The sequence below is a fragment of the Cellulomonas cellasea genome (genome assembly GCF_006538745.1).
Lineage (GTDB): Bacteria > Actinomycetota > Actinomycetes > Actinomycetales > Cellulomonadaceae > Cellulomonas_A > Cellulomonas_A cellasea.
On sequence record NZ_BJLR01000043.1, the window covers coordinates 22,668 to 46,284 of the forward strand.

Annotated in this window: 26 protein-coding genes; 20 read left to right on the top strand and 6 right to left on the bottom strand. The window is 73.8% G+C overall.

Translation table 11 applies throughout. The features are described 5' to 3' along the window. Positions 1-121 precede the first annotated feature (121 nt). From CCE01nite_RS20395 to flgN, 5 genes are all read right to left on the bottom strand, one after another. Positions 122-1,345: an EAL and HDOD domain-containing protein gene (locus CCE01nite_RS20395; protein WP_052104361.1), complete on the bottom strand. Its 1,224-nt coding sequence runs from the start codon at positions 1,343-1,345 to the stop codon at positions 122-124. Positions 1,346-1,428: 83 nt separating this feature from the next. After that, on the bottom strand, positions 1,429-1,863 hold the full coding sequence (locus CCE01nite_RS20400) for a flagellar assembly protein FliW (protein WP_034633454.1): 435 nt from the start codon (positions 1,861-1,863) through the stop codon (positions 1,429-1,431). Continuing rightward, complete coding sequence (gene flgL / locus CCE01nite_RS20405) at positions 1,860-2,729, bottom strand: flagellar hook-associated protein FlgL (RefSeq protein ID WP_246056798.1); 870 nt, start codon at positions 2,727-2,729, stop codon at positions 1,860-1,862. The genes CCE01nite_RS20400 and flgL overlap by 4 nt, the downstream gene beginning before the upstream one ends. Positions 2,730-2,745: 16 nt before the next feature. Further along, the gene (flgK, locus tag CCE01nite_RS20410; RefSeq protein ID WP_034633459.1) at positions 2,746-4,179 is read right to left on the bottom strand and encodes a flagellar hook-associated protein FlgK; all 1,434 of its coding nucleotides are present in this window, start codon (positions 4,177-4,179) and stop codon (positions 2,746-2,748) included. A 10-nt stretch (positions 4,180-4,189) separates the two neighbouring features. Next, positions 4,190-4,675, bottom strand: a complete 486-nt coding sequence (gene flgN, locus CCE01nite_RS20415) for a flagellar export chaperone FlgN (RefSeq protein ID WP_034633462.1) — start codon at positions 4,673-4,675, stop codon at positions 4,190-4,192. 463 nt (positions 4,676-5,138) lie between these two features. On the opposite strand from flgN, the gene CCE01nite_RS20420 reads away from it, so the two are divergent. From CCE01nite_RS20420 to CCE01nite_RS20500, 17 genes are all read left to right on the top strand, one after another. Next, positions 5,139-6,020, top strand: a complete 882-nt coding sequence (locus tag CCE01nite_RS20420; protein ID WP_034633464.1) for a sigma-70 family RNA polymerase sigma factor — start codon at positions 5,139-5,141, stop codon at positions 6,018-6,020. A gap of 201 nt (positions 6,021-6,221) precedes the next feature. Next, positions 6,222-7,385: a flagellin N-terminal helical domain-containing protein gene (locus CCE01nite_RS20425; protein WP_034633466.1), complete on the top strand. Its 1,164-nt coding sequence runs from the start codon at positions 6,222-6,224 to the stop codon at positions 7,383-7,385. 164 nt (positions 7,386-7,549) lie between these two features. Further along, positions 7,550-8,938 carry a flagellar filament capping protein FliD gene (gene fliD / locus CCE01nite_RS20430; protein WP_052104362.1) on the top strand — a complete coding sequence of 463 codons (1,389 nt, stop codon included), beginning with the start codon at positions 7,550-7,552 and terminating at the stop codon, positions 8,936-8,938. Between the two features lie 29 nt (positions 8,939-8,967). Beyond that, complete coding sequence (locus CCE01nite_RS20435; RefSeq protein ID WP_034633468.1) at positions 8,968-9,423, top strand: flagellar export chaperone FliS; 456 nt, start codon at positions 8,968-8,970, stop codon at positions 9,421-9,423. A 25-nt stretch (positions 9,424-9,448) separates the two neighbouring features. After that, entirely contained in the window at positions 9,449-9,790 is a 342-nt protein-coding gene (locus tag CCE01nite_RS20440; RefSeq protein WP_084142879.1) for a hypothetical protein, read from the top strand. A gap of 276 nt (positions 9,791-10,066) precedes the next feature. Beyond that, positions 10,067-10,411 (top strand): flagellar basal body rod protein FlgB, encoded by a 345-nt coding sequence (locus tag CCE01nite_RS20445; protein WP_034633499.1) that lies wholly within the window; start codon positions 10,067-10,069, stop codon positions 10,409-10,411. Next, positions 10,411-10,812, top strand: a complete 402-nt coding sequence (gene flgC / locus CCE01nite_RS20450; RefSeq protein WP_034633470.1) for a flagellar basal body rod protein FlgC — start codon at positions 10,411-10,413, stop codon at positions 10,810-10,812. Before CCE01nite_RS20445 ends, flgC begins: the two co-directional genes overlap by 1 nt. Then, entirely contained in the window at positions 10,812-11,147 is a 336-nt protein-coding gene (gene fliE / locus CCE01nite_RS20455) for a flagellar hook-basal body complex protein FliE (protein ID WP_034633474.1), read from the top strand. The genes flgC and fliE overlap by 1 nt, the downstream gene beginning before the upstream one ends. Continuing rightward, the gene (gene fliF, locus CCE01nite_RS20460) at positions 11,147-12,745 is read left to right on the top strand and encodes a flagellar basal-body MS-ring/collar protein FliF (RefSeq protein WP_034633477.1); all 1,599 of its coding nucleotides are present in this window, start codon (positions 11,147-11,149) and stop codon (positions 12,743-12,745) included. The genes fliE and fliF overlap by 1 nt, the downstream gene beginning before the upstream one ends. Then, entirely contained in the window at positions 12,745-13,749 is a 1,005-nt protein-coding gene (gene fliG / locus CCE01nite_RS20465; RefSeq protein ID WP_034633479.1) for a flagellar motor switch protein FliG, read from the top strand. Before fliF ends, fliG begins: the two co-directional genes overlap by 1 nt. Further along, entirely contained in the window at positions 13,742-14,563 is an 822-nt protein-coding gene (locus CCE01nite_RS20470; RefSeq protein ID WP_141372924.1) for a FliH/SctL family protein, read from the top strand. The genes fliG and CCE01nite_RS20470 overlap by 8 nt, the downstream gene beginning before the upstream one ends. Beyond that, the gene (locus tag CCE01nite_RS20475) at positions 14,560-15,903 is read left to right on the top strand and encodes a FliI/YscN family ATPase (RefSeq protein ID WP_141372925.1); all 1,344 of its coding nucleotides are present in this window, start codon (positions 14,560-14,562) and stop codon (positions 15,901-15,903) included. Before CCE01nite_RS20470 ends, CCE01nite_RS20475 begins: the two co-directional genes overlap by 4 nt. Next, the gene (locus CCE01nite_RS20480) at positions 15,900-16,352 is read left to right on the top strand and encodes a flagellar export protein FliJ (RefSeq protein WP_141372926.1); all 453 of its coding nucleotides are present in this window, start codon (positions 15,900-15,902) and stop codon (positions 16,350-16,352) included. Before CCE01nite_RS20475 ends, CCE01nite_RS20480 begins: the two co-directional genes overlap by 4 nt. Then, a complete protein-coding gene (locus tag CCE01nite_RS20485) occupies positions 16,349-17,074 on the top strand; it encodes a C40 family peptidase (protein ID WP_141372927.1) in 726 nt (241 codons plus the stop codon). The genes CCE01nite_RS20480 and CCE01nite_RS20485 overlap by 4 nt, the downstream gene beginning before the upstream one ends. Next, the gene (locus CCE01nite_RS20490; RefSeq protein WP_141372928.1) at positions 17,071-18,456 is read left to right on the top strand and encodes a flagellar hook-length control protein FliK; all 1,386 of its coding nucleotides are present in this window, start codon (positions 17,071-17,073) and stop codon (positions 18,454-18,456) included. The genes CCE01nite_RS20485 and CCE01nite_RS20490 overlap by 4 nt, the downstream gene beginning before the upstream one ends. Positions 18,457-18,468: 12 nt before the next feature. After that, positions 18,469-18,921 carry a flagellar hook assembly protein FlgD gene (locus CCE01nite_RS20495; RefSeq protein ID WP_141372929.1) on the top strand — a complete coding sequence of 151 codons (453 nt, stop codon included), beginning with the start codon at positions 18,469-18,471 and terminating at the stop codon, positions 18,919-18,921. A gap of 38 nt (positions 18,922-18,959) precedes the next feature. After that, a complete protein-coding gene (locus CCE01nite_RS20500) occupies positions 18,960-20,144 on the top strand; it encodes a flagellar hook protein FlgE (protein WP_141372930.1) in 1,185 nt (394 codons plus the stop codon). Between the two features lie 127 nt (positions 20,145-20,271). Here CCE01nite_RS20500 and CCE01nite_RS20505 read toward each other — a convergent pair whose 3' ends face one another. Beyond that, positions 20,272-21,180, bottom strand: coding sequence for a formate/nitrite transporter family protein (locus tag CCE01nite_RS20505; protein ID WP_141372931.1), 909 nt, complete (start codon positions 21,178-21,180; stop codon positions 20,272-20,274). Between the two features lie 353 nt (positions 21,181-21,533). Here CCE01nite_RS20505 and CCE01nite_RS20510 point away from each other — a divergent pair, with 353 nt between their 5' ends. Genes CCE01nite_RS20510 through CCE01nite_RS20520 form a run of 3 tightly spaced genes read left to right on the top strand, consistent with a single transcriptional unit; the run spans position 21,534 to position 23,616 of the window. After that, entirely contained in the window at positions 21,534-21,875 is a 342-nt protein-coding gene (locus CCE01nite_RS20510) for a flagellar FlbD family protein (RefSeq protein WP_246056800.1), read from the top strand. Continuing rightward, entirely contained in the window at positions 21,875-22,642 is a 768-nt protein-coding gene (locus CCE01nite_RS20515) for a motility protein A (RefSeq protein ID WP_141372932.1), read from the top strand. The genes CCE01nite_RS20510 and CCE01nite_RS20515 overlap by 1 nt, the downstream gene beginning before the upstream one ends. Continuing rightward, positions 22,639-23,616, top strand: coding sequence for an OmpA/MotB family protein (locus CCE01nite_RS20520; protein ID WP_281282416.1), 978 nt, complete (start codon positions 22,639-22,641; stop codon positions 23,614-23,616). Before CCE01nite_RS20515 ends, CCE01nite_RS20520 begins: the two co-directional genes overlap by 4 nt. Position 23,617: the final 1 nt, after the last annotated feature.

Here is a 23,617-nt window from a genome sequence, read left to right on the forward strand (position 1 = left end):
CGCTCCGCGGGCAAGGTGCCGGGCCGCCGTCACCACCAGGAGGTGTCCTGGGTCGTGCAGGTGCCGCGGGCCTTCGCCGTACCCGGGCGGCGTCAGGGCGACGCCGGTCCGGCCGGTCGGCTCAGGCCGGGGCGGCGACCGCGAGCGCCGTCGCGGTCGCGAGCGCCTCGGGAACGACCGCGAGGCACGCCTGAGCGACGTCGTAGGGCTCGAGGCCCGTCGCCCGAACACCCTCGATGTCGTTCTCCTCGAGGGCCAGGACCGCGGCGAGCGCGGGCCCGTAGGGGCCGGAGAAGCTGCGCAGCGCGTCGGCGACGTCCGCGGACACCCCGGTGCGCTCGACGAGCTCGTCGACCGCGATGCGTTGGTGCGCCCCGACGGCGGAGAGCAGCCCGACGGTGTACGCGGCGTCGGCCCCGGTCACGGCCCGGCAGGACAGCGCGCGCGTGAGGATCGACCAGAGCGGGCCGATCGTCGTGGGCTGCGCGTCGATGAGCGAGGCCATCGCGACCGCGGAGAGCTGGTGGGGGCCCACGAGCACGACGGCCTGGTGCACCGAGTCGACCTTGCGGCGCAGCGCGAACGTGCTCGCGTTGACCAGGTGCAGGACGCGCATGGCGAGCTCGGGGTCGGACCCGACGGTGCGGACGACCGCGGCCTGGTCGATGTGGTTCTGCGTGAGGAGCTGCAGCAGCTCGAGGCACTGGAGCTCGCCCGCGGTGAGGCTGCGGCCCACGACCTCGGGGTCGCGCTCGAACATCGGGCCCTGGAGCATCTCGACGCCGAGGTCGAGGCCGGCCTTGATGCGCTCGCGGCTGTCGGCGCGCTCGGCGATCACGAGCACGCCGGAGCCCTGGGCCCGCGCGACGAGCATCGCGAGCCGGTCGTAGCCGCGCCCGATGTCGATCTTGACGAAGTCCGCCTGGTCCAGCAGGGCGTCCTGCGCGACCGTGCCGGTGTAGTCGGCGAGCGCGATGCCGAAGCCGCGCTGGCGCGCGACGGCGACGAGGCCGGCGACGTCGGGGAGGTGGGTGAGCTCGGGCGTGACCTCCAGGACCACGCCGGACGACGGGCGCAGGAGCGCGACGTCGCCGAGCAGGATGCGGGGCGTGGCGCGCAGGAACACGACGTGGTCACCGGCGAGCCGCGGGAGGTCGAGCCGGGCGTACTCGGCGTCGGCGAACCCCGCGATCTCGTGCTCCGGGACGGCCTCGCCGGCCGGGTCGAGCGCGGCGACGCGGACGGCGTAGCCGTAGACGGACCGGTCGACGTAGACGACGGGCTGCCGCAGCACGCTGATCTCGCTCACGCGCGTGGGGGTGCCCGGGTCGTCGATGACGCTCATGGACTGGTCTCCTGGATCGAGAGAGGTGTGTCGCCCTGCCCATCGGCAGGCGACGGTCCCCGGTGAGGGGCCGTTCGGGCGACTCAGGCGAGCGGCGCGCGCAGCGGCCAGTCCTCGTCGACGACGGTCTGGACGGCGGCGCCCGTGACCGGGTCGACGACGAGCGGCGCGAGCAGGTTCGCGGTCGCGGGGTGCGGGCCGTCGGCGGGGTGCACGACGACGAGCAGGACGAGGCGCTCCGCGGGGCCGCCGACGGCCGCGACGGCGTCGGTCGAGACCGCCGGGGCGTAGTCGGGGAAGAACGGCTGCGGCACGACGACGAACAGGCGCACCGGCTGCGCGCCCGCGGCGGGCACGGAGCGGATCGCGTGCAGGACGCCGATGTCGTCGAGCGACGTGACGTCGAACTCGGTGTGCCCGGGCAGGCCCGGCAGCGGCTCGCGCAGGTGCAGCGTGGTGGGGACGTGCACGCCGGTGAACGGGTGCGCCTGGTGCTCGGTCACGGTGGTCTGGCTCATCGCAGGAACTCCATCAGTGTCGGCTGCAGGACCTTGCCGGCCGCTCCGAGGGCGCCCTGGTAGGCGACCTCCTGCATCTGGAGCTCGAGGATGATGCCCGCGAGGTCGACGTCCTCGATCGCGGACAGCTGGGCCTTCGTGGACTGCTGGGTCTCCAGCAGCGTGCTCTGCGCGTCCTGCACGCGGTTCTGGCGCGCACCGACTCCGGAGACCTGCGTCAGCATCGACTCGAAGCGCGAGTCCATCGCGGCCAGGTGGGAGGTGACGTCGCCACCCGAGCGCAGGGTCGCGGAGACGGTCTCAAGGAGCGCGAACACCGAGCTCGCCCCCTCCCCGTACACGGCGGCACCGTCGGCGTCGACGCGCACCGAGGTGTTCTCCGCGACGCGGCGCTCGACACCCGACCCGGGTGTGCCGGTGAACACGTAGGTGTCGGTGAACGCGACGCCCGCGTCGGACGTCCCGGCGAACACGCTCCGCCCCAGGTAGGACGTGTTGGCCTGCTCGAGCAGCGCCGCGCGCAGCCCGTCGACCTCCGCGGCGAGGGCCTCTCGGGACGTGGCGCCGAGCCCGCCGTTGCCGCCCTGGACCACGAGGTCGCGTGCACGGCGCATCGAGGTCAGCGACGACGTGAGCGCCGAGTCGACCGTCGTGAGCCAGCCGTTGCCGTCGTCCGCGTTGCGCGCGAACTGCGTCTGGGCCCGCTGCTCGCCGCGCAGGCGGAGCATGTCGGAGGCCCCGGCGGGGTCGTCCGAGGGGACGTTGATGTTCTTGCCGCTCGACATCTTCGCCTGCAGGTCCGCCATCTTCGACAGGTTCTGCTGCAGGTTCCCGAGCGTCGAGCGCTGGACCGTCTGGTGCGTCACGCGGTTGATCACGGTGCTACCTCCCGACCACGCCGGTGCGGTTGATGAGTGTGTCGAGCATCTCGTCGATGGCGGTGAGGACCCGGGCGGCCCCCTCGTACGCGCGCTGGTACGCGAGCATGTTCACGGCTTCCTCGTCGGTGTCGACGCTGGCCTGGGAGAGCTGCTGCGCCGCGGCGGACGCGCGGGACGTCTCGGCGACGTTCGCGCGGGAGGCGGCGCTCGCGGTGCGGACCCCGAGGCTGACGACGGTGGCGCTCCAGCTTGCGTCGGGGCCGTCCTTCGCTGTGCCGAGCTTGGCGAGCGCGTCCCCGACCGAGCCGTCGAGCGGCCCCTTCGCGGGGTTGCCGACCGCCACGTGGCTCGGGTCGGTGATCGCCACGCGCAGTCCGAGCGCCGCGGGCTTGCCGGCGTCGATGGTGAAGAACGCACCGCCCGGGGTCGTGCCGTCGGCGCGCGTCGCGGTCGAGTGCAGCGCGTTGACCTGGGTCGTGATCCGGGTCGCGAGCGCGTCGTACGACGCGGCGGCCTCGGTGAGCATCCCGCCCGAGCCGGCCGGCGTCCCCGGGGGAGCGGTCACCGACAGCAGGCCCGCGACGCGGCCACCGTCGAGCCCGACGGACAGGCCGGGCTTGCCGGCCCAGCCGACCGTGACCGCGGCGCCGCCGGTCGCCTGCGCGAACGTCGTCGCGCCGGTGACCTCGAGCGTCTTGGCCTTCGCGCCGTCGACGAGCGTGTTCCCGGCGACGTACACGTCGAGCTGGCCGTCGGGGCGCGTGCGGGTGGTCGCGCCCACGAGACCCGAGAGCTGCACGACGAGCTGGTCGCGCTGGTCGAGGAGCTCGTTCGCGGCAGCACCCGAGTTCGTGATCGCGAGGATGCGCGCGTTGAGGTCCGCGACGTTCGCCGCGGTCGTGTTCACCTGGTCGACGAGGCCCGCGGTCGTGGTGCGTGCGTGGGACCACTGCGACTCCGCGGCGTCGTAGAGCGACGCGACGCGGTCGACGACGGCCTGCGCCGTCTCGAGCAGGACGGCACGTGCGGAGTCCTTGTCCGGGGTGTTCGACACGTCGCCGAACGCGCCCCAGAGGTTGCTGAGCTGCTTGGCGAGGCCGGTCGTCGACGGCTCGCCGACGCTCTTCTCGAGCTGCGTGTAGGCGGCGGACTGCGCGGCGAGGTAGGACGCGCCGGCCGTCTCGGTGCGCACGCGGGCGTCGAGGAAGGCGTCGCCGAGGCGCGAGACCCCGGTGACGTTCACGCCGAGCCCGACGCCGTCGGACGTCGAGAACATCGAGGCGACGCTGGCCGCGGGCAGCGCCGACATCGCGGCACGCTGGCGCGTGTAGCCGACGGTGTTGGCGTTCGCGACGTTCTGGCCCGAGACGTCGAGGGCCTGACGCTGGGCGATGAGCGAGCTCAGCGCGGTGCCGAGTCCGGAGAAGGTGCTCACTGGTTCCCTTTCAGAACGACCGGTCGAGCAGCTGCGCGCTGCGGTCGTGGGGCGTGCTGGCCATGCCCTGCACGTCGTAGGTCTGGACGGTGTCCTGCATCGTCATGAGCGTCTCCTGCGTCGCGCGGTGCGACATCGCGAGGAGCTCGCGGTTGCCGTCGGCGAGCTGGCCGATCTCGGCGGTGAGGGTCACGAACGCGTCGCGGTGCGCGCGCAGCAGCTCGTCCCACGGCGGGGGAGCGTGCTGGGAGATCTCGAGGAGGCTCGCACCGGGCTCCATGCCGAGCAGCGCGGCGACCTCGTCGGCCTCGACCGAGCGGCCGAGCTCGGCGTCGCGGATCTGCTCCAGCACGGTCTCGACCTCGCGGGTCGCGTGACCGAGCCAGCGGGTGCGCCCGCTCGTGAGGACGAGCTGCTCCTCCTCGAGCTTGAAGAGCAGGAGCTCCAGGAGGTGCCGTTCCTTCCACAGGACGTCGGACAGTCGGGCAAGGGCCACGGGGCGGACCTCCTCTCACGTCTCTCGTGCGCTCTCCGGCGCAGGGGTTCGGGTGCTTCTGGCTCCTCTATCGGCCGGCGTGCCCGCATGCTGACGATTCCGGCGCGATCTCTCGCGGACCGCGTGGACACCTGCGAGCGGTGACGGCCGGCGTGCGGCGCACGGGCCGCGTCCTTGCTTCTCGCGTGGGCGCGCGCGAGGCCGGACGGGCGGCGCCTGAACCGGACGATCGTGGGCAGGTGCGGCGAGCCGGTCCTGGACGTCCGTCCAGGTCAGGGCCCTCACCCGGGTGGATCGGTGTGATCTGAGTCACACTCGGATGGCGCAGCGGGAAACCTATGGGCAGCGATGGGCGATTCGCTCACCCACATCGTCCGATTCGTTCTCGACGGTTGCCTCGGTGCCCCCACTTGAGCGCTCACACGGGCTCAAGCCGGGGCTCAGGGACCCCGAAATACGTGAGGTGACAACCACCAGCGGACACCCCACGGACGAGCTCGTCGTCGCGAACCTGGCCCTCGTCGGCTACCAGGTCTCCGAGGTCCTCATGCGCGTCCCCCCGACCGTCAGCCGCGACGACCTGGCCTCCGCCGGGCACCTCGCGCTCGTCCTCGCCGCCCGGGCCTACGACCCGACCACCGGCGTTCCCTTCGCCCGCTACGCCGCCCTGCGCATCCGCGGCGCGCTGCTCGACGAGCTGCGGTCCATGGACTGGGCGACCCGCGGCGCACGCCACCGTGCCCGTGAGCTCGCCAGCACGAGCGAGCGCCTCACCGCGACGCTCGGGCGCACCCCGAACCGCGAGGAGCTCGCCTCCGCGCTCGGTACCGACGTCGCGAGCGTCGACCAGGCCCGCCAGGATGCCGAGCGCCGCGTGCTCAGCATCGACTCGACGGTGAACCCGATCGCGGAGCTCGTGAGCGACAAGTCGCCCGGCCCCGAGGAGTCGCTCCTCACGAACGAGCGCCTGCGCTACCTGCGGGCCGGCGTCGACACGCTCCCCGAGCGCCTGCGCGTCGTCGTCGAGCAGCTCTTCTTCCACGACCGGCCCGTCTCCGAGCTCGCCGAGGAGCTGGGCGTCACCCAGTCCCGCATCAGCCAGCTGCGCACCGAGGCCCTCGGCCTCCTGCGCGACGGGCTCAACGCGAGCCTCGACCCCGACCTGGTGCCCCAGGCCGAGCGTCCCGACGGCGTCGCCGAGCGTCGCCGCCAGGGCTACTTCGCGGCCGTCGCCGCGCGTGCCGCGATGGGGGCCTCGGCCGCCGGCGTCACGCTCAGCCCGTCCGTCCCGACGCAGCGTCCTAGCGTCGCCGCCGAGCAGCGCTCGCTCAGCACCGCGTCCTGACCCGCCCGCACCACCACGGTCCGGGGTTGTCACAGCTCTGACCTGCACGACGAGATCCCCCGTTCACCCGGCCGGTAGGCCGAGAGGGTGAACGGGGGATTTTCGTTGCCGAACCTCTCATCAGCGGGGGAGGCCCCCCGATGAGCACGGTGTGGCCATGGACGGCCAGCATCTCGACCCGAATCAAGGAGGAGTTCCATCATGGGTCTCTCGATCAACCAGAACATCGCGGCGGTCAACTCGTACCGCAACCTCAGCAACACGCAGAACGACCTGGGCAAGTCGCTCGAGAAGCTCTCCTCGGGCTTCCGCATCAACCGTGCGGCCGACGACGCTGCCGGTCTCGCCATCTCCGAGGGCCTGCGCTCGCAGGTCGGCGGCCTGAAGGTTGCGGCTCGCAACGCGCAGGACGGCATCTCGGTCGTGCAGACGGCGGAAGGCGCGCTCACGGAGGTCCACTCGATCCTCCAGCGTGTGCGTGACCTGGGCGTCCAGGCCGCGAACGACTCGAACAACACGGCGGCGCGGACGAACATCGCGACCGAGGCGTCCAGCCTGGTCTCGGAGCTCGACCGCATCGGCAAGTCGACGAACTTCAACGGCACCAAGCTGCTCGACGGCTCGGCCGGCACCCTGAACTTCCAGGTCGGCGCGGACGGCGACTCGAACAGCCAGATCAAGGTCGACCTGTCGACGGCGAACGTCTCGCAGATCGCCTCGGCGCTCTCGGTCGGCAACAAGGGCGCGACCTTCGCGCTGACGGACGCCGGTGCCCAGGCCGTCACGGGTGCGACGACCTTCAGCACGACCGACGGCACGACGACGTCGGAGGTCTCCGTGACCCTCGGTGCGGCGGGCGACTACAAGACGGTCGAGGACGTGGCGGACGCGCTCAACGCGGACAAGACCTTCTCCGGCAAGCTCGTCGCCTCCGTCACTCGTGACGCCACGGGCGTCGCAACCGGCCTGAACGTCAAGTCGGTCACGGGTGCGACGGTCGACATCGGCACCACGCCGAACGCCACCGGCTTCACCGGCACGGGCGCTGCGGGCGGTGCGGGCGCGCTGGACTTCAGCACGAACGCGGGCGCCCAGGCCGCGATCAAGCTCGTCGACTCGCAGATCGGCAGCGTCTCCACGGCTCGCGCCAACCTCGGTGCGCTGCAGAACCGCTTCGAGCACACGATCAAGAACGTGAACGTCGCGGTGGAGAACCTGTCCGCGTCGGAGAGCCGCATCCGCGACACCGACATGGCGTCGGAGATGGTCTCGTTCACGCGGGCCCAGATCCTCTCGCAGGCCGGCACGTCGATGCTCGCGCAGGCCAACCAGATCCCCCAGGGCGTGCTCTCGCTCCTGCGGTGACCTGAGGGCTGACCACGCGGGGTGACCCTCCGCGCAGCCCGCACAGCACCACACGACCGGCGGTGGGTGGACGAACCGTCCGCCCGCCGCCGGTCGCGCATCCAGGACCGCCCGGTCGCCAGCACCGCCTGCCGGCCGGCTCAGCACGAAGGACGGGGAACCTCATGGTGTCGATGGGCATCGACGGGATGGTCAGCGGTCTGGACACGACCAGCCTGATCAACCAGCTCATGCAGGCCGAGGCGATGCCGCAGACGCTGCTGAAGACCAAGCAGACGAGTACGACGAGCTTCGTCACCGCGCTCCAGTCCCTCAACACCAAGGTCGCCTCGCTCGCGGAGGCTGCGACGACCGCGACGAAGCCCGTCTCGTGGCAGGCGTACAAGGCGACCGCCTCGGCGACGTCCGTCACCGCGACGACGACCGCGACGGCGCTGCCCTCGGAGCTGAGCTTCAAGGTCACCTCGCTCGCGAGCAACCAGGTGTCGATCCTCGACTTCCCCGGCGCCTCGGGCGCGTTCACCGGGACCCCGCCCACGTTCACCATCCGCACGGACGCCGACTCGACGACCGGCACGGCCAAGGACGTCACCGTGACCGCGGCGTCCGACTCGGTCGAGGACGTCGTCAAGGCGATCAACTCCACCACCGCCGCGGGGGTCAAGGCCGTGGCCGTCAAGGTCGACGGCACCTACCGCATCCAGCTCACCGGCTCCGAGACCGGCGCGACGAAGGACTTCGAGGTCTTCGCCGGCGCGGCCGGAACCCTCACCGGTGCGTCCGTGCCCGTCGCGAAGAACGACCTGCGCACGGCCCGTGACGCGGAAGTCCTGCTCTGGGCCGGCAGCGGCGCCGAGAAGGCCGTGAAGTCCACCACCAACACGTTCGCGAACGTGCTCGACGGCGTGAGCTTCACCGTCTCCGCGCTGACGAAGGCGGACGAGCAGCCGGTCACGCTCACGGTCGCACGCGACGACGCCGCGGTGAAGAAGCTCGCGTCCGGCCTCGTCGGCGCACTCGGCGTCGTCCTGTCCGACGTCACCTCGCGCACCTCCACGACGACGAAGACCGGCGAGGACGGCCGCAGCGTCGTCACGGGTGGCCTGTTCAGCGGTGACTCCGCGGTCCGCGGCCTCGCGCAGCAGCTCCAGACGGCCGCGTCGTACCCGGTCGACGGGGTCTCGCCGACCACCGTCGGCATCGTCGTGGGGCGTGACGGCACGTTCACGTTCGACGAGGCCAAGTTCTCCGCGGCGCTGGCCGCCGACCCCGCGAAGGTCGAGAAGGTCATCTCGGGGCTCGCCCAGCGCGTCGCCGACGTCGCGACCAAGGCGTCCGACAAGGTCGACGGCAGCCTGACCGCCAAGATCACCAGCCAGCAGGGCGTCGTCAAGGACCTCGGCAACCAGATCGCCAACTGGGACCTGCGCCTCGCGACGCGCCGCGCCGGGCTGCAGAAGACGTACGCCTCGCTCGAGGTCAGCCTCTCGGGCCTGCGGTCGCAGTCCTCCTGGCTCGCGGGCCAGCTCTCGTCGCTGTCCGGCTCCCGCTGACCGCCTCCCGACCACCGAAGGACACAGCCATGTACGACGTCCGCTCCCGGTACCTCGCCGACACCGTCGCGACGGTCGGGCCCTCGCGTCTGCTCACGATGCTCTACGACCGGATGGTGCTCGACGTCGAGCGCGCCGAGAAGGCGCTCCAGGCGGGGGACAAGGTCGAGGCGACCCAGCAGCTCGCGCACGCGCAGGACATCCTCGCCGAGCTCATCTCGAGCCTCGACGTGGGCGCGTGGGACGGCGGCCCGGGCCTCATGTCGATCTACACGTTCCTGCTCTCGGAGCTCATCGAGACCTCCATGACGGGCAGCGCCGAGAGGGCCGCGGCGTGCCGCGAGATCATCGCCCCGCTGCGCGACGCGTGGCACGAGGCCGCGGCGTCGCTCGCCACCGCTCCGGCAGCCCCCGTCGTGCCGACCCAGCGCTTCGGCGCCGAGCCGGGCGCCAGCACCGGGCTCGGTGTCCTCGGTGTCGGCTGACCAGGGGATCGCGGCCCCTGCGGGGATGCACGCCGGCCTCCACGCCGTGACGGCTCCCGCGTGGGACGCGGCCTGGTCGCACGCGCTGACCGAGCTCGAGCTCGACGTCGCGGAGGCCGAGGCGCTCCTGCGCGCCGACCACGCGGGTCCCGTCGAGCTGCGCTCGCAGCAGTGGGTGCCGCCCACCGGGCTGGGCCCGCTGCCCGCGCCCCTCGTCGAGCGCGCCCAGGCGCTGCTCGACCGCCAGCTCGACGTCGCCCGGCGCACCGCCGCGGCCGCCCTGCTGAGCCGCCGTCACCTCGTCGCCGTCGACGCGATGCGCGAGCGCCCGCCGGCCGTGCCGGTGTACCTCGACACCCAGGGCTGAGCCCCACCGCACCCCGCCCGTGCACCGGAGTCCCGCACTCCGGTGCGCGTCGTCGTGCCAGGGCGCTGCGCCGCACCCGGACACCGCGGGACAACCCGAGCGACGCGGCTCGACCGTCCGGGTGAGGAGAGGGTGAAGCCCGGCCTGACCGGGGAAAAGACCTCAGGTCACCCGGGTGGAACCCGATGGGAGGCGTGAGCACGGATCGCTCACCCAGCAGGCCACGGATCGGCCGACCCCCAGCACCATCGTCGGTGAGGTGTACCCCGCATGGGCATGTTCGACTCCGTCGGCTACGTCGCGCTCAACAGCGCGCTCGACGGCCTCGCGCTGCGTCAGCGCACCATCGCGGAGAACGTCGCGAACATCCAGACCCCCGGCTACCAGGCCAAGCGCGTGCAGTTCGAGGCCGAGCTGAGCCGCGCGGTCGGGACCGGGTCGAAGGACGCCACGGTCGCGGGCGTCGCCCGCTCGCTCGAGCCGACGCGCGAGGACGGCAACAACGTCAACCTCGACGCCGAGACGCTGCTGAACGTCGACACCAACCTGCGCTACCAGCTCGCGACCCAGGCGGTCGACGGCACCTTCTCGAGCGTGCGCGCCGCGATGAGGACGAGCTGATGACGATCTTCGGGGCGATCGGCGTCGCCGGCAGCGGACTGACCGTGTACCGCAAGTGGCTCGACGCGGTGAGCGACAACCTCGCGAACATGTCCACGGTGCGCTCGTCGAACGAGGCGGCCTACCAGGCGAAGTACGTCGTCGCGAGCGAGATCCCCACCGCGAACGGCGGCGGCGTGCAGGTCGCGGGCATCGAGCTCGGCGACGCCGAGGGCCGCATGGTCTACGAGCCCGACCACCCGCTCGCCGACGAGGGCGGCTACGTCCGCTACCCCGACATCGACATGTCGTCCCAGATGTCCCAGCTGATCATGGCGCAGCGCGGCTACCAGGCCAACGCCGCCATCGTCGACCGTGCCAAGGCCACCTACGAGGCCGCTCTCCAGATCGGACGTTCCTGATGAGCATCCCCGCGATCTCCGGCATCTCCGCCGGCGTCTCCCCGGTCGCCGCGACCGGCTACCTCTCCGGCCCGACGGGCGCCACGGGCGTCGACGCCGGCGCCTCGACCGACGGCGGAGCCGGCTTCGCCTCCGCGCTCGGCTCGATCGACAACCTGCAACAGCTCCAGTCGACGAGCAACGAGCTCTCGGTCAAGGCCGTCACGGGTGACCTCGACGACGTGCACGACTACACGATCGCCGCCGCCGAGTCGAAGCTCGCGCTCGAGCTGACCGCCGCGGTCCGCAACAAGGCCGTCGAGGCGTTCTCCGAGATCATGCGGATGCAGGCCTGATGCCCGCGCAGCTCACCGGGGCGCTGGGCAAGCTCACCGCCGCCGTCAAGCAGTTCTCCCTCGCGCAGCGCACCCTCGCGCTCATCGGCCTCGCGGTCCTCGTGCTCGGCGCGGTCGCGCTCAGCAGCTGGGCCGCCAAGCCCACGCTGAGCCCCCTGTTCACGGGGCTCTCGGCCACGGACGCCTCGGCGGTCGTCGACCAGCTCGACGCCGAGGGCGTCGCCTACGACCTGACCGACGGCGGCGGCACGGTGCTCGTGCCCGCCGACAAGCTCTACGGCATGCGCCTCAAGCTCGCCGCGGCGGGCCTGCCCGCGAACACCGACGGCGGCGGCTACTCGCTGCTCGACGACATGGGCATGACGTCCTCGGAGTTCCAGCAGGAGGTCACCTACCAGCGGGCGCTCGAGGGCGAGCTCGCCAAGACGATCGGCGCGATGCAGGGCGTCGAGGCCGCGACCGTCAAGCTCGCGCTCCCGCAGGACAGCGTCTTCGTCTCCGAGAAGGCCGACCCCACGGCGTCCGTGTTCATCCGCACCAAGACCGGCGTCGAGCTCTCGGGCGACCAGGTCCAGGCGATCGTGCACCTCGTGTCCGCGGGCATCGAGGGCATGAAGACGACCGACGTCGCCGTGATCGACGCGGCCGGCAAGGTCCTCTCGACGGTCGGCGCCAACCCCACGGGCGGCATGTCCGGCCAGCAGACCGGCGAGTACGAGGCCCGCGTCAAGGGCGCCGTGCAGGCGCTGCTCGACCAGGTCGTCGGCGTCGGCAAGTCCGCCGTGACGATGACCGCCGAGCTCGACTACGACCAGACGCAGCGCACGAGCGAGTCGTTCACCGCCAAGCCCGAGACCCCGCCGCTCGCGTCGTCCACGACGACCGAGGAGTACACGGGCACCGGCGGCGGCAACGCGACCGGCGTGCTCGGCCCCGACAACATCGCCGTCCCGTCGGGCGAGGCCGGCAACGGCACCTACACCTCGACGAGCGAGGACGTCACGAACGCGATCGACAAGGTCACCGAGCAGACGACGACCGCGCCGGGCAGCGTCAAGCGCCAGTCGCTCGCCGTCGTGGTCGACGCCGAGGCGACCGCCGCGATGGACCTCGCCGCGCTCACCGCGACGCTGAGCGCCGCGGCCGGGATCGACGCCGCGCGGGGCGACACCATCGCCGTGCAGCAGATGCTCTTCGACACGAGCGCCGCCGAGACCGCGCAGGACGCGCTCGCCGCCGCCGACCGGCTCGCCGAGAAGGAGCAGCAGGAGACGCTGATCCGCCAGGCCGCCATCGCCGGGGTCGTGCTGCTCGTCGTGCTGGCGCTGATCATCGCCGCGGCCCGCCGGTCGCGCCGCAGCCGCCGTGAGTCGCTCGACATCGGCGAGCTCCTGCCGATCCGCGAGCCCGACCCGATCGGCATCGAGGGCGCCGGCGACGGCCTCCCGGCGCTGCCCGTGGGCGACACGGTGCCCGAGCTGCCCGACGCGCTCGCGGTCAAGCGCGCCGAGATCTCCGCGCTCGCCGACGAGCAGCCGGCCGAGGTGGCCGACCTGCTGCGCGGCTGGCTCACCACGTCCGGAAGCGGTCGCCGCTGATGTCCGCGACCCTGACCGGCACCCAGAAGGCCGCGATGCTGCTCCTGCAGCTCGGCCGCGACCGCGCCGCCCGCGTCATGGCGCAGCTCGACACCGACGAGATCGAGGCGCTCACCGCCGAGATCATGCGGCTCGAGCGCGTCGAGCAGGGCCAGGCCGACGAGGTCCTCGAGGAGTTCTACGACGTGTCCGTCGTGGGGCCCGGGGTCGGCGGCGGCATGGCGTACGCGCAGGCGCTGCTCGAGTCCTCGCTCGGCAGCGAGCTCGCCGCGGGCATGCTCGCGCGGCTCCAGACCACGATGGCCGGCCAGCCGTTCGAGTTCCTGCAGAACGCCGACGCGCGCCAGGTCCTCTCGCTGATCAGCAACGAGCACCCCCAGGCCGTCGCGCTCGTGCTCGCGCACCTGCGCCCCGAGCACGCGTCGGCGATCCTCGCGGGCCTGCCGGGCGAGCTCCAGGGCGACGTCGCGCACCGCATCGCGCTCATGGAGCGGGCCTCGCCGGACGTCGTCAAGGTCATCGCCGAGAACCTGCAGCGCAAGGCCTCGACGGTCCTGACGCCCACGGAGATGTCCGCGATCGGCGGCGTCCAGCCGCTCGTCGAGATCATCAACCGCGCCGACCCGACCACGGAGAAGCTCATCCTCGAGGGCCTCATGTCCCGCGACGAGGCGCTCGCCGACGAGGTGCGCAGCCGGATGTTCGTCTTCGGCGACATCGTGCTGCTCGAGGACCGCGCGATGCAGCTCGTGCTGCGCTCGGTCGAGACCTCGGAGCTGTCGATCGCGCTCAAGGGCGTCTCGACCGAGGTGCGCGACAAGATCCTGCGCAACCTGTCGGAGCGGGCGCGCGAGAACCTCGTCGAGGAGATCGAGCTGCTCGGGCCCGTGCGCCTCTCGCAGGTCGAGGACGCGCGCGCGCAGATCGTGCAGTCGATCCGCCGGCTCGAGGAGAGCGGCCAGATCGTGATCCGCCGCGACGGTGAGGACGAGTACGTTGCCTGACCTCTTCGGCGCCGTGCTGCGCCCGTCCGCCGCTGCGCAGTCCGAGGCGCCGGTCGCCCGGTCCGCGTTCACCGCGCAGACGGGCGCCCCGACGGCCCCGTCCGTGCCCACGGCCCCCTCGGCGCCCGTGCCGGCCGTCTTCGAGCGCGTCTCCTCGGCGACCGCCACGCACGCGGTCGAGGCCGAGCGCGAGCGGGCCCGGTCCGCCGGGTACGCCGCGGGCTTCGCCGCCGGGGCGTCCGAGGCCGCCCGCGCCGCGCAGGTCGAGGCCGAGCACGTCGCCGCCCGCCGCGCGTCGGAGGACGCCCGCCGTGCCGCGGAGCACGCCGCCGCGCTCGACGCCCTCGGGCGCGCCGCGCAGGTCGCCGCCGCCCGGACCGCGCCCGTGCTCGCGCACGCCGAGGCCCGGCTGCACGCCGCCGCGCTCGAACTCGCCGCCGCGGTGCTCGGCACCGAGCTCACCGACGGCGAGCGCTCCGCCCGCGCCGCCCTGGCCCGTGTGCTCGGCCACCCGCTCGTCCCGGGCGTGCACACCGTGCGTCTGCACCCGCGCGATGTCGCGGCGCTCCAGGCCGCCGGCGGGGTCCCCGCCGCGGCGGGCGTCGAGGTCGTCGCCGACCCCGCGCTCGCCCCCGGCGACGCGGTCGGGGAGCACCCGGACGGGTACCTCGACGGGCGCATCGACGCCGCGCTCGACCGTGCCCGCGCCGTCCTGCTCGCCGAGGTCGGGTCCGCGCCCGCCCTGTCCGCCGCGGGCCGCGAGCACGCCGCCGCCGGCCACGTCCTGCCGCACCAGCGGGGGTACCTCGCATGAGCGCGCTGAGCTTCGCCCCGCACGCCGTCACGTCCGCGTGGGACCGTGCGCTCGGCGCGAGCGCGCCCGAGGTCGTCGGCACCGTGCGCGGCGTGGTCGGGCTCACCGTCGAGATCGCCGGGACCGGCTCCGCCGTGGGCGACCTCGTCGAGATCGACCTCGAGGACGGCACGCGCGTGCCGGCCGAGGTCGTCGCCGCGCAGGGCCCGTCCGCGCGCTGCATGCCGCTCGGCCCCACGCACGGCCTGCGCGCCGGGATGCGCGTGCGCCCGACGGGCGCCGAGCTGACGGCACCGGTCGGCCACGGTCTGCTCGGGCGGGTCCTCGACGGGCTCGGCCGGCCCATCGACGGCAAGGGCCCGCTGCGCGCCGACGCGTACGTCGGGGTCAACGGCACCGCGCCGCACCCGCTCGAGCGTGCCCGCGTCGACGCCCCGCTCGACCTGGGCGTGCGCGTGCTCGACACGCTCGTCACGGTCGGCCGCGGCCAGCGCATGGGCCTGTTCGCGGGCTCGGGCGTCGGCAAGTCGAGCCTGCTGTCGATGGTCGCGCGCGGCACCGACGCCGAGGTCTCCGTGATCGCCCTCGTCGGCGAGCGCGGGCGTGAGGTCCGCGAGTTCCTCGAGGACGATCTGGGGCCCGAGGGCCTGGCCCGCAGCGTCGTCGTCGTCGCGACGTCCGACGAGCCGCCGCTCGTGCGCCTGCGCTCCGCGTTCGTCGCGACCCGCATCGCGGAGCACTTCCGCGACGGCGGCAGCGACGTCGTGCTGATGATGGACTCCCTGACCCGCGTCGCCATGGCGCAGCGCGAGATCGGCCTCTCGGTCGGCGAGCCGCCCGCGACGCGCGGCTACCCGCCGAGCACGTTCGCGCTGCTCGCCCAGCTGCTCGAGCGCGCCGGCACGGCGTCGAGCGGCTCGGTCACCGGGATCTACACCGTCCTCGTCGACGGCGACGACCACAACGAGCCCATCGCCGACGCCGCGCGCTCGATCCTCGACGGCCACGTCGTGCTCGACCGCCGCCTCGCCGTCCAGGGCCACTTCCCGAGCGTCGACGCGCTCGGCTCGATCTCCCGCGTGGCGTCCCGGGTCACGACGCGCGAGCAGCGCGACCTGGCGACCCGGCTGCGGTCGGTCATGGCCGCGCGCCGCCAGGCGCAGGACCTGCTCGACGTCGGCGCGTACGTCCCGGGCAGCAACCCGCTCGTCGACGCGGCCGTGACGCACCGTCAGGCGATCGACGCGTTCCTGCAGCAGGACCTCGCCGACGCCGCCGGGTCGCACGACTCGTGGCAGCGGCTCGCCGCGCTCGTCGCCGCGATGGGGCCGCTGTCATGAGCCGCACCTTCCGCCTCGCGAGCCTGCTGCGCCTGCGGTCGGCGGCCGAGGAGCGCGCCGCCGTCGAGCTCGCCGACGCCGCCCGGCTGCGGGCGCGCGCCGAGGCCCGCCGGCACGACACCGAGGTCCAGCTCGGCTCGGCCGCGATGCCCGCGCACTCCGACGAGCTGCACTTCCGTGCGGCCGTCGCGGCGCGCGTGTCGCTCAGCGGCCTGCTCGCCGAGCGCACGGTCGAGGTCCGCGTCGCGGACGACGGCGTCGACCAGGCGCACGCGGTCTGGGCGAGCGCCAAGGCCCGCGCCCGTGCCCTGGAGAAGCTCGAGGAGAAGCACGACGCCGAGGTCCGCGCCGAGGACGAGCGCGCCGAGCAGCTCGTGCTCGACGAGGTCGCCGGGCAGGCCGCGCGCCGCGCCGCGCTGCGGGCGGGCACCCCGGAGGTGACCCGGTGACCGGGATCGCCGCCGTCCAGGCCCGCATGAGCGAGCTCGACCGCCTCGTCGCGCCGCAGCCGGTCGTGCCGCGCACGACGTCGGCCGTCCTGCCGGCCGTCGCGCCGACCACCCGCACAGCAGGCCTGGGGGGCCCCGGGACCGGGACGTCCGACGCGACGTTCGCCGCCGCGCTCGCCGCGCTCGGGGTCGACGCCGGCTCCCTCGGCCTCGCGGCCACCGCCGCTTCCGCCCCGGCGGCGCCGGCCGCTGCGGCCACTGCGTCCGGTCCGACCGGCGCGAGCCTCGTCGAGGCCGCGACGAAGTACGTCGGCACGCCCTACGTGTGGGGTGGGGAGTCGCTCGCCGAGGGCGGCCTCGACTGCTCGGGCCTCGTGCTGCGGTCGCTCGCCGACCTCGGCGTGACCGACGTCCCGCGCACCGCGCGCCAGCAGATGACCCTGGGCACCCCGGTGGCCTCGCTCGACGACGCGCGGCCGGGCGACCTGGTCGTCTTCGGCGGCGGGACGCACATCGGCATCTACGTGGGCGACGGCCGGATGGTCGACGCGCCCAAGCCCGGCCAGGACGTCACCGTCCGCGACGTGTACACGACCCCGACGGCGATCCGCCGGGTCCTGCCAGCAGAAGGAGCAGCGCCGGTGAGCGCCACCACGACCGCCCAGGGGGCCGCCGCCGACGCCGCGGCGTTCGCCGCACGCCTCGCGGGGGTGACCGCGTGACCGCGCTGACGATGGCGGGGGCGCCCGCGTCGACCGCGACGAGCAGCACGCGCAGCCCCGCACGCACGAGCGCGGGAGCGCCGCGCGACGCGTTCGACCAGGTCCTGCGCAGCGAGATCGGCGACCGGTCCGCGCGCCCCGACCCGAGCACGCGCCCGGCGGGGGAGCCCGGCCCGGCCCGGACCGGCGCAGCGACCCGCTCGGGTCAGCCCCAGGGCCGTCCCGACGACGCGGCGCGGGCCGACTCCTCCGCGAGCGCCCCCGCGGCCCCCGCGGCCGGGACGGCGGACGGCGCCGGTGCGCCGGACGCGACCGCCATCGCGGACGGCGGCCCGGTCGTGACGCCGCCGACCCCGCTCGACGCGGCCGCCGCCGCGCTGCAGCTCGCCGTCGCCGCGGCCGAGGCGACGTCCGCCGCGACCGCCACGGCGACCGGCACGGCGTCCGGCACGGCGACCACCGGCACGGCGACCGGCGCGCTCGACCTGCTCGGGGCACCGGCGACCGACGCGACCGCGACCACGGCCTCGGCTGCCGCAGCGGCCGCCGCCGGGCAGGCGTCCGTGACGGCGACCCCGGCGACCGGCGCACCCGCGCCCACCGCGCCCGGGACCCCGGCGACCGCGCCCGCGACCGTCCCGACGGCCGACGGCTCCGCGTCGGGCACCGCACCGTCCCCGGCGCCCGCACCCGCCGCCGCACCGGAGGCCGCCCGCACCGCCGGCCCCGCCGCCCCGGCCGCGGCAGCCACCGCCGACCTCGCGCCGACCGCGGACCCGCGCACGGTCCGCGACGCCGCGGCGCTCCCGGTGACCCTCACGACCGCCTCGACCCCCGCCCCCCAGCCCGTCGCCCCGGCGGTCGGCGGGGTCGTCGCCCCCGACGCCGCGGCGGCCACGGCCGCACCGGCCGCCGCGCGCGGCACCGAGCAGGCACCGGCCCCCGCCCCGCAGGTCCCGCTCGCCGAGCAGCTCGGCGCGCGCCTGGCCTCGGTGCGCGGCCTCGGCGCCGGGCAGCACGTGCTCACGCTCGCGGTCGACCCGGAGCACTTCGGGCCGGTCCGCGTCGTCGCGCACATCACCCCGGACGCGGTCCGCATCGAGCTCCTCGGCGCGACCGACCAGGCCCGCGAGGCGCTCAAGGGCTCGCTCGCCGACCTGCGCCGTGACCTCGCCTCGGCCGGCCTCGACGCCGACCTCCAGCTCGGCTCGCGCGACCCCGGCCAGCAGGCCGGCGCGCAGGCCGACGCCCGCCGCGACGCGCTCGCCGCGCGCTCCGCCGCCACCCGCGCCGGCTCGGACCCGTCCGACGCGGCCTCCGACGTCCCCGCCCGACCCGCGTCGCCCGCCAACCCGGCCGGCACGCTCGACCTCCTCGCCTGACCAGGGAGCACCATGACCATCGACGTGTCCTCCGCCTACGGAGCGCAGGCCGCAGGCGCCACCCCGCCCGCCAAGGCCGCGACCAAGGAGCTCGACAAGCAGGCGTTCCTGCAGCTTCTCACCACCCAACTCCGCAACCAGGACCCCAGCTCGCCGATGGACAGCTCGGACCTGATGGCCCAGACGACCCAGATGACGACCATGGAGCAGCTGATCGAGCTCACCACGACCTCGCGCGAGAGCTTCTCGCTGCAGATGCGCATGGCCGCCGCGAACCTCGTCGGCAAGGACGTCACGTACACCGGCGCCGACGGGAAGGTCGCGACGGGCACCGTCTCGGCCGTCTCGTACGCAGGCGCCGTACCCGCCGTGAAGGTGGGGGACATGGAGGTCCCCCTCGACTCGGTCGCGAGCGTCACCGCACCCGCGGTGCCCACCACGCCCACGACCACCCCAGCCTCCTGACGCGCGAGCGTCGCACCCACCACCGAAAGGGACCTCCCATGCTCCGCTCGCTCTTCTCCGGCATCTCGGGCCTCCGCAGCCACCAGACGATGCTCGACGTGACCGGCAACAACATCGCCAACGTCAACACCACGGGCTTCAAGGCCTCGCAGGTGCAGTTCCAGGACACCCTGAGCCAGGTCGTGCAGAACGCCGGCGGCGCGCAGGCCGGCAACGGTGGTACCAACCCGGCGCAGGTCGGCCTCGGCGTCAAGGTCGCCGGCATCACCACGAACTTCACGCAGGGCGCCTCGCAGCTCACGGGCCGCAGCACCGACATGATGATCCAGGGCGACGGCTTCTTCATGGTTCGCAAGGGCGCCGAGACGTTCTACACGCGCGCCGGGTCGTTCGACTTCGACGCGACCGGCCAGATGGTGCTCCCCGGCGAGGGCGCGCTCGTGCAGGGCTGGCTCGCCGGCCCCGGCGGGACGATCGACACCAACGGCCCGGTCAGCGACCTGAGCGTGCCCGCGGGCCGGCTCATGGAGGCCAACGCGTCGACCGAGGCGGTCTTCGGCGGCAACCTCAAGGCCGACGCCGCGGTGGGCACCTCGCTGGAGCGCGTCGTGCAGCTGTTCGACGAGACCGGCAACGCGCGCGAGCTCGCCCTGACGTTCACCAAGGGCGCGGCGGGCTGGACGATGTCCGCGACCGACGGCACGTCGACGTACCCGACGACGCCGCTCGTCTTCGACGCCACCACGGGCGCCCTGACGTCGCCGCGGACGTTCGCGGTCGGCGCGGTCACGGTCGACCTGAGCACCGTCTCGGGCTTCGCGGGCGTCGACACGATCGCCAAGAAGAGCCAGGACGGCTACGCCGCCGGGACGCTCGAGTCGTTCGCGCTCGCCGCGGACGGCACGATCACCGGCTCGTTCAGCAACGGGCTCAAGCAGGCCATCGGCAAGCTCGCGATGGGCAGCTTCACCAACCCGGCCGGCCTGTCCAAGGCGGGCGGCTCGCTCTACCGGACGAGCGTCAACTCGGGCGACGCGCAGATCGGCGCCGCGGGCACGGGCGGCCGCGGCAGCCTCGCGGGCGGCGCGCTCGAGATGTCGAACGTCGACCTGTCGAGCGAGTTCACGAACCTCATCGTCGCCCAGCGCGGCTTCCAGGCGAACTCACGCGTCATCACGACGTCCGACGAGCTGCTCCAGGAGCTCGTCAACCTCAAGCGCTGACCGACGACCCCCGGGTCCCGGGGTGGTGGACGACGCAGGGCCCCTCGCGTGCGGCGCGAGGGGCCCTGCGTCCGTGCTCCCCGGGGCAGGGCGGCTCGGTGCCAGACAGGTGCCGGGCAGGTGCCGGTCAGGCGCCGGGCGTGGGGGACGCGCTCACGCGCAGGTCGACGGCGTCGCGGGTGACGTCCGCGGCGTCCTCGCGACCGGCGTCCGTGCGCTCGGGCGCCGCCTTGTAGTGCGTGAGGTAGATCGCGGCGCCCGTGAGCAGCAGCCCGCCCACGAGGTTGCCGAGCACCGTCGGGATCTCGTTCCACAGGGCGTAGTCGACCCACGTGAAGTCGGCGCCGAGCATGAGGCCGACGGGGAACAGGAACATGTTGACGACCGAGTGCTCGAAGCCCATCGCGAAGAACAGCATGATCGGCAGCCACATCACGACCACCTTGCCGAGCACGTCCTTGGCGAGCAGGGCGCCGACGACGGCCGTCGAGACCATCCAGTTGCACAGCATCCCGCGGACGAAGACCGCACCCCACCCGCCGGCGCCGTGGGCCTCGTAGCCCAGCGTCCGCTCGTGGCCGATCGCGGCGAGCTTCTGGCCGTACGCGGCGAACGGGTTCGCCGCGTCGTCGATCGTCGTGTCGAAGCCGAACGTGACGAAGACGGACACGAGCACCGCGACCATGAGCGCGCCGAGGAAGTTGCCGGAGAACACCAGCCCCCAGTTCCGCAGCACCGCGCGGGCGGTCACGCCGGGGCGTCTCGCGACCCACGCGAGCGGGCCGAGGACGAACATCCCGGTCAGCAGGTCGTAGCCGAGCAGGTAGAGCAGGACGAAGCCGATGGGGAACAGCACGGCCCCGACGACCGGCAGCCCGGTGTCGACGGTCATCTTGACCGCGAAGGCGGCCGCGAGCGTCAGGAGCGCGCCGCCCATGAACGCCCGCACGAGGGTGTCGCGCGTCGACATGTGGACCTTGATCGCTCCGGTGTCGACCAGCGAGGTCGCGAGCTCGGGCGGCTTCACGTAGGTCATCTGGGTCTCCTTGCGAGCGGCGCTGCACGGCGCAGCGGCATCGACGTCCACGCCCCGGTGGCTCGGCGTCGAGCCCGGGGCCGGTGCGGGCGGTGCCAGCACACCGGACGCACGTTGCCGGTCCGCGCGCGGCGTGTGACGCCGCGGTCAACTTCTGTTCACGCGCGAGGCGGCCCTCCTGTGAGACCGCGCGCGCGCACCCCGGACGGACGGACGGCCGCGCGCGTAGGAGGCGCGCGTCGCCGGGCAGCCCCCGGGCGGGACGCCTCACAAAGCGGGACCCCGTGCCGATCAGGGCAGAGAACGACGACAAGGCCTATGGACGGGCCGGACGACGAAGAGAACCAGGGACGGTGGCTGTGATTGTCGTGACGCGCCTCAACGGGCCGCAGTTCGGGGTGAACCCGGACCTGCTGCTGCGCATCGACAGCGCCCCGGACACCATCCTCACCCTCATCGACGGCACGAAGTACATCGTCGAGGAGTCGATGGCCGAGGTCATCGACTCGATCCGCGAGCACCGCGCCCAGCTCCTGGCCCGCGCGCAGGACCTGCACACCGGTCCCGCCGCCGACGCCACCCACGCGCCGCTCCACGAGGTCGGCTCGCGCACCGCCACCCCGGCACCGCGCACGGGTGCGCACGACGCGCCCCTCGCCCAGCCGGTCCCGATCCGCCCGAGGGGGAACCGCTGATGGATCCCGCCGGCCTCATCGGCATCGTGGTCGCGTTCGGCGCGATCTTCGGCGCGCTGCTCCTCGAGGGCGCCGACCCGATGTCCATCTTCCTGCCCGCGCCGCTCCTGCTCGTCTGGGTCGGCACGATCGGGGTCGGCGTCGCCGGCCACACGATGAAGGACGTCGTCGCGTCGTTCAAGGCGGTCCCGCGCGCCATGCGCAGCAAGGCCCCGGACCCGGCCGCCGCGGTCGAGACGATCGTCGACCTCGCCGACCGGGCCCGCCGGGAGGGCCTGCTCGCGCTCGAGGACGCCGCGCGCGACATCGACGACCAGTTCCTGCGCAGCGGGCTCCAGGCCGCGATCGACGGCACCGACCCCGAGGACCTGCGCACGATCCTGGACGACAAGATCGCGACCAAGCGCACCGCGGACCGCGTGCACGCCAAGTACTTCGCCGACATGGGCGGCTACGCGCCGACCATCGGCATCATCGGCACGGTCATCTCGCTCGTGCACGTGCTCGAGAACCTGTCCGACCCCTCGGCCCTCGGCCACTCGATCGCGGCGGCGTTCGTCGCGACGTTGTGGGGCATCCTCTCGGCGAACGTCGTGTGGCTGCCGATCGGTGCGCGCATCAAGCGCATCTCGGACCTCGAGTGCACGCAGATGGAGGTCACCGTCGAGGGGCTCCTCGCGGTGCAGGCCGGCGCGAACCCGCGACTGGTCGGCGAGCGCCTGCGCAGCCTCCTGCCCGAGCAGGCCCCGAGCGAGGCAGCGGCGTGAGCGCCCCCGCCGCGACGCGCCCGAAGGGCGGGACGTCGAGCCACGGCTCGAGCGCGCACGCCACCAAGAGCGCGCCCCGGCGGAGGCACAAGGGCGGCCACGAGGAGGAGCACGTCAACCACGAGCGCTGGCTCGTGAGCTACTCCGACATGATCACGGTCCTCATGGCGCTGTTCATCGTGCTGTTCGCGATCAGCCAGGTCGACCAGCAGAAGTACGTCGAGCTGCGCGACTCGCTCGCGGCCGGGTTCAACACGAGCTCGAACCCGTCGATCCTCGACGGCACGTCGGGCACGCTCGACGGCCAGAGCATCGAGCCGAAGACGTCGGCCGCCCAGGGCACCGCCGGGATGGTGAACGCGGACGCGGGCCTCGGCCAGCAGGGCGCGAACCCGTCGCCCCCGCGGGTCGCCGCCGACCCGGACCCGCCGGGGGTCGACCCCGAGGTCCTCGCGGCCGCGCAGGCCGAGGCGGCGCGGCTCCAGGGCCTGCGCGACCAGCTCGCGGCGCAGCTCGCCGCGAACGGGCTCGGTGACACCGTGCGCTTCCGCATCAACGAGCGCGGGCTCGTCATGGGCCTCGTGGCCGACGACGTGTTCTTCGCCGCCGCGAGCGCCGTGCTCACGCCGACCGCGGCGCGCGTGCTCGACGTCTCGGGCCCGACACTCGTCGCGATCCCGGAGAACGTCTCGGTCGAGGGGCACGCCAACACCGTGCCCGTGTCCGGCCGCTACCCGACCAACTGGGAGCTGTCGTCCGACCGCGCGACGCAGGTGCTCCGGCACCTCGTCGAGGCCGACGGCATGCCCGCGAACCGCATCATGGCCGTCGGCTTCGGCGACGCCCGCCCGCTCGTGGCGGGCGACGGCCCCGAGGCGCTCACGGCGAACCGCCGTGTCGACCTCGTCATCCTCAGCAGCGCGCCGGAGCAGGTCCGCAACCTGCTGCCGGCCGTCCTCGGAACGGAGGGGTAGA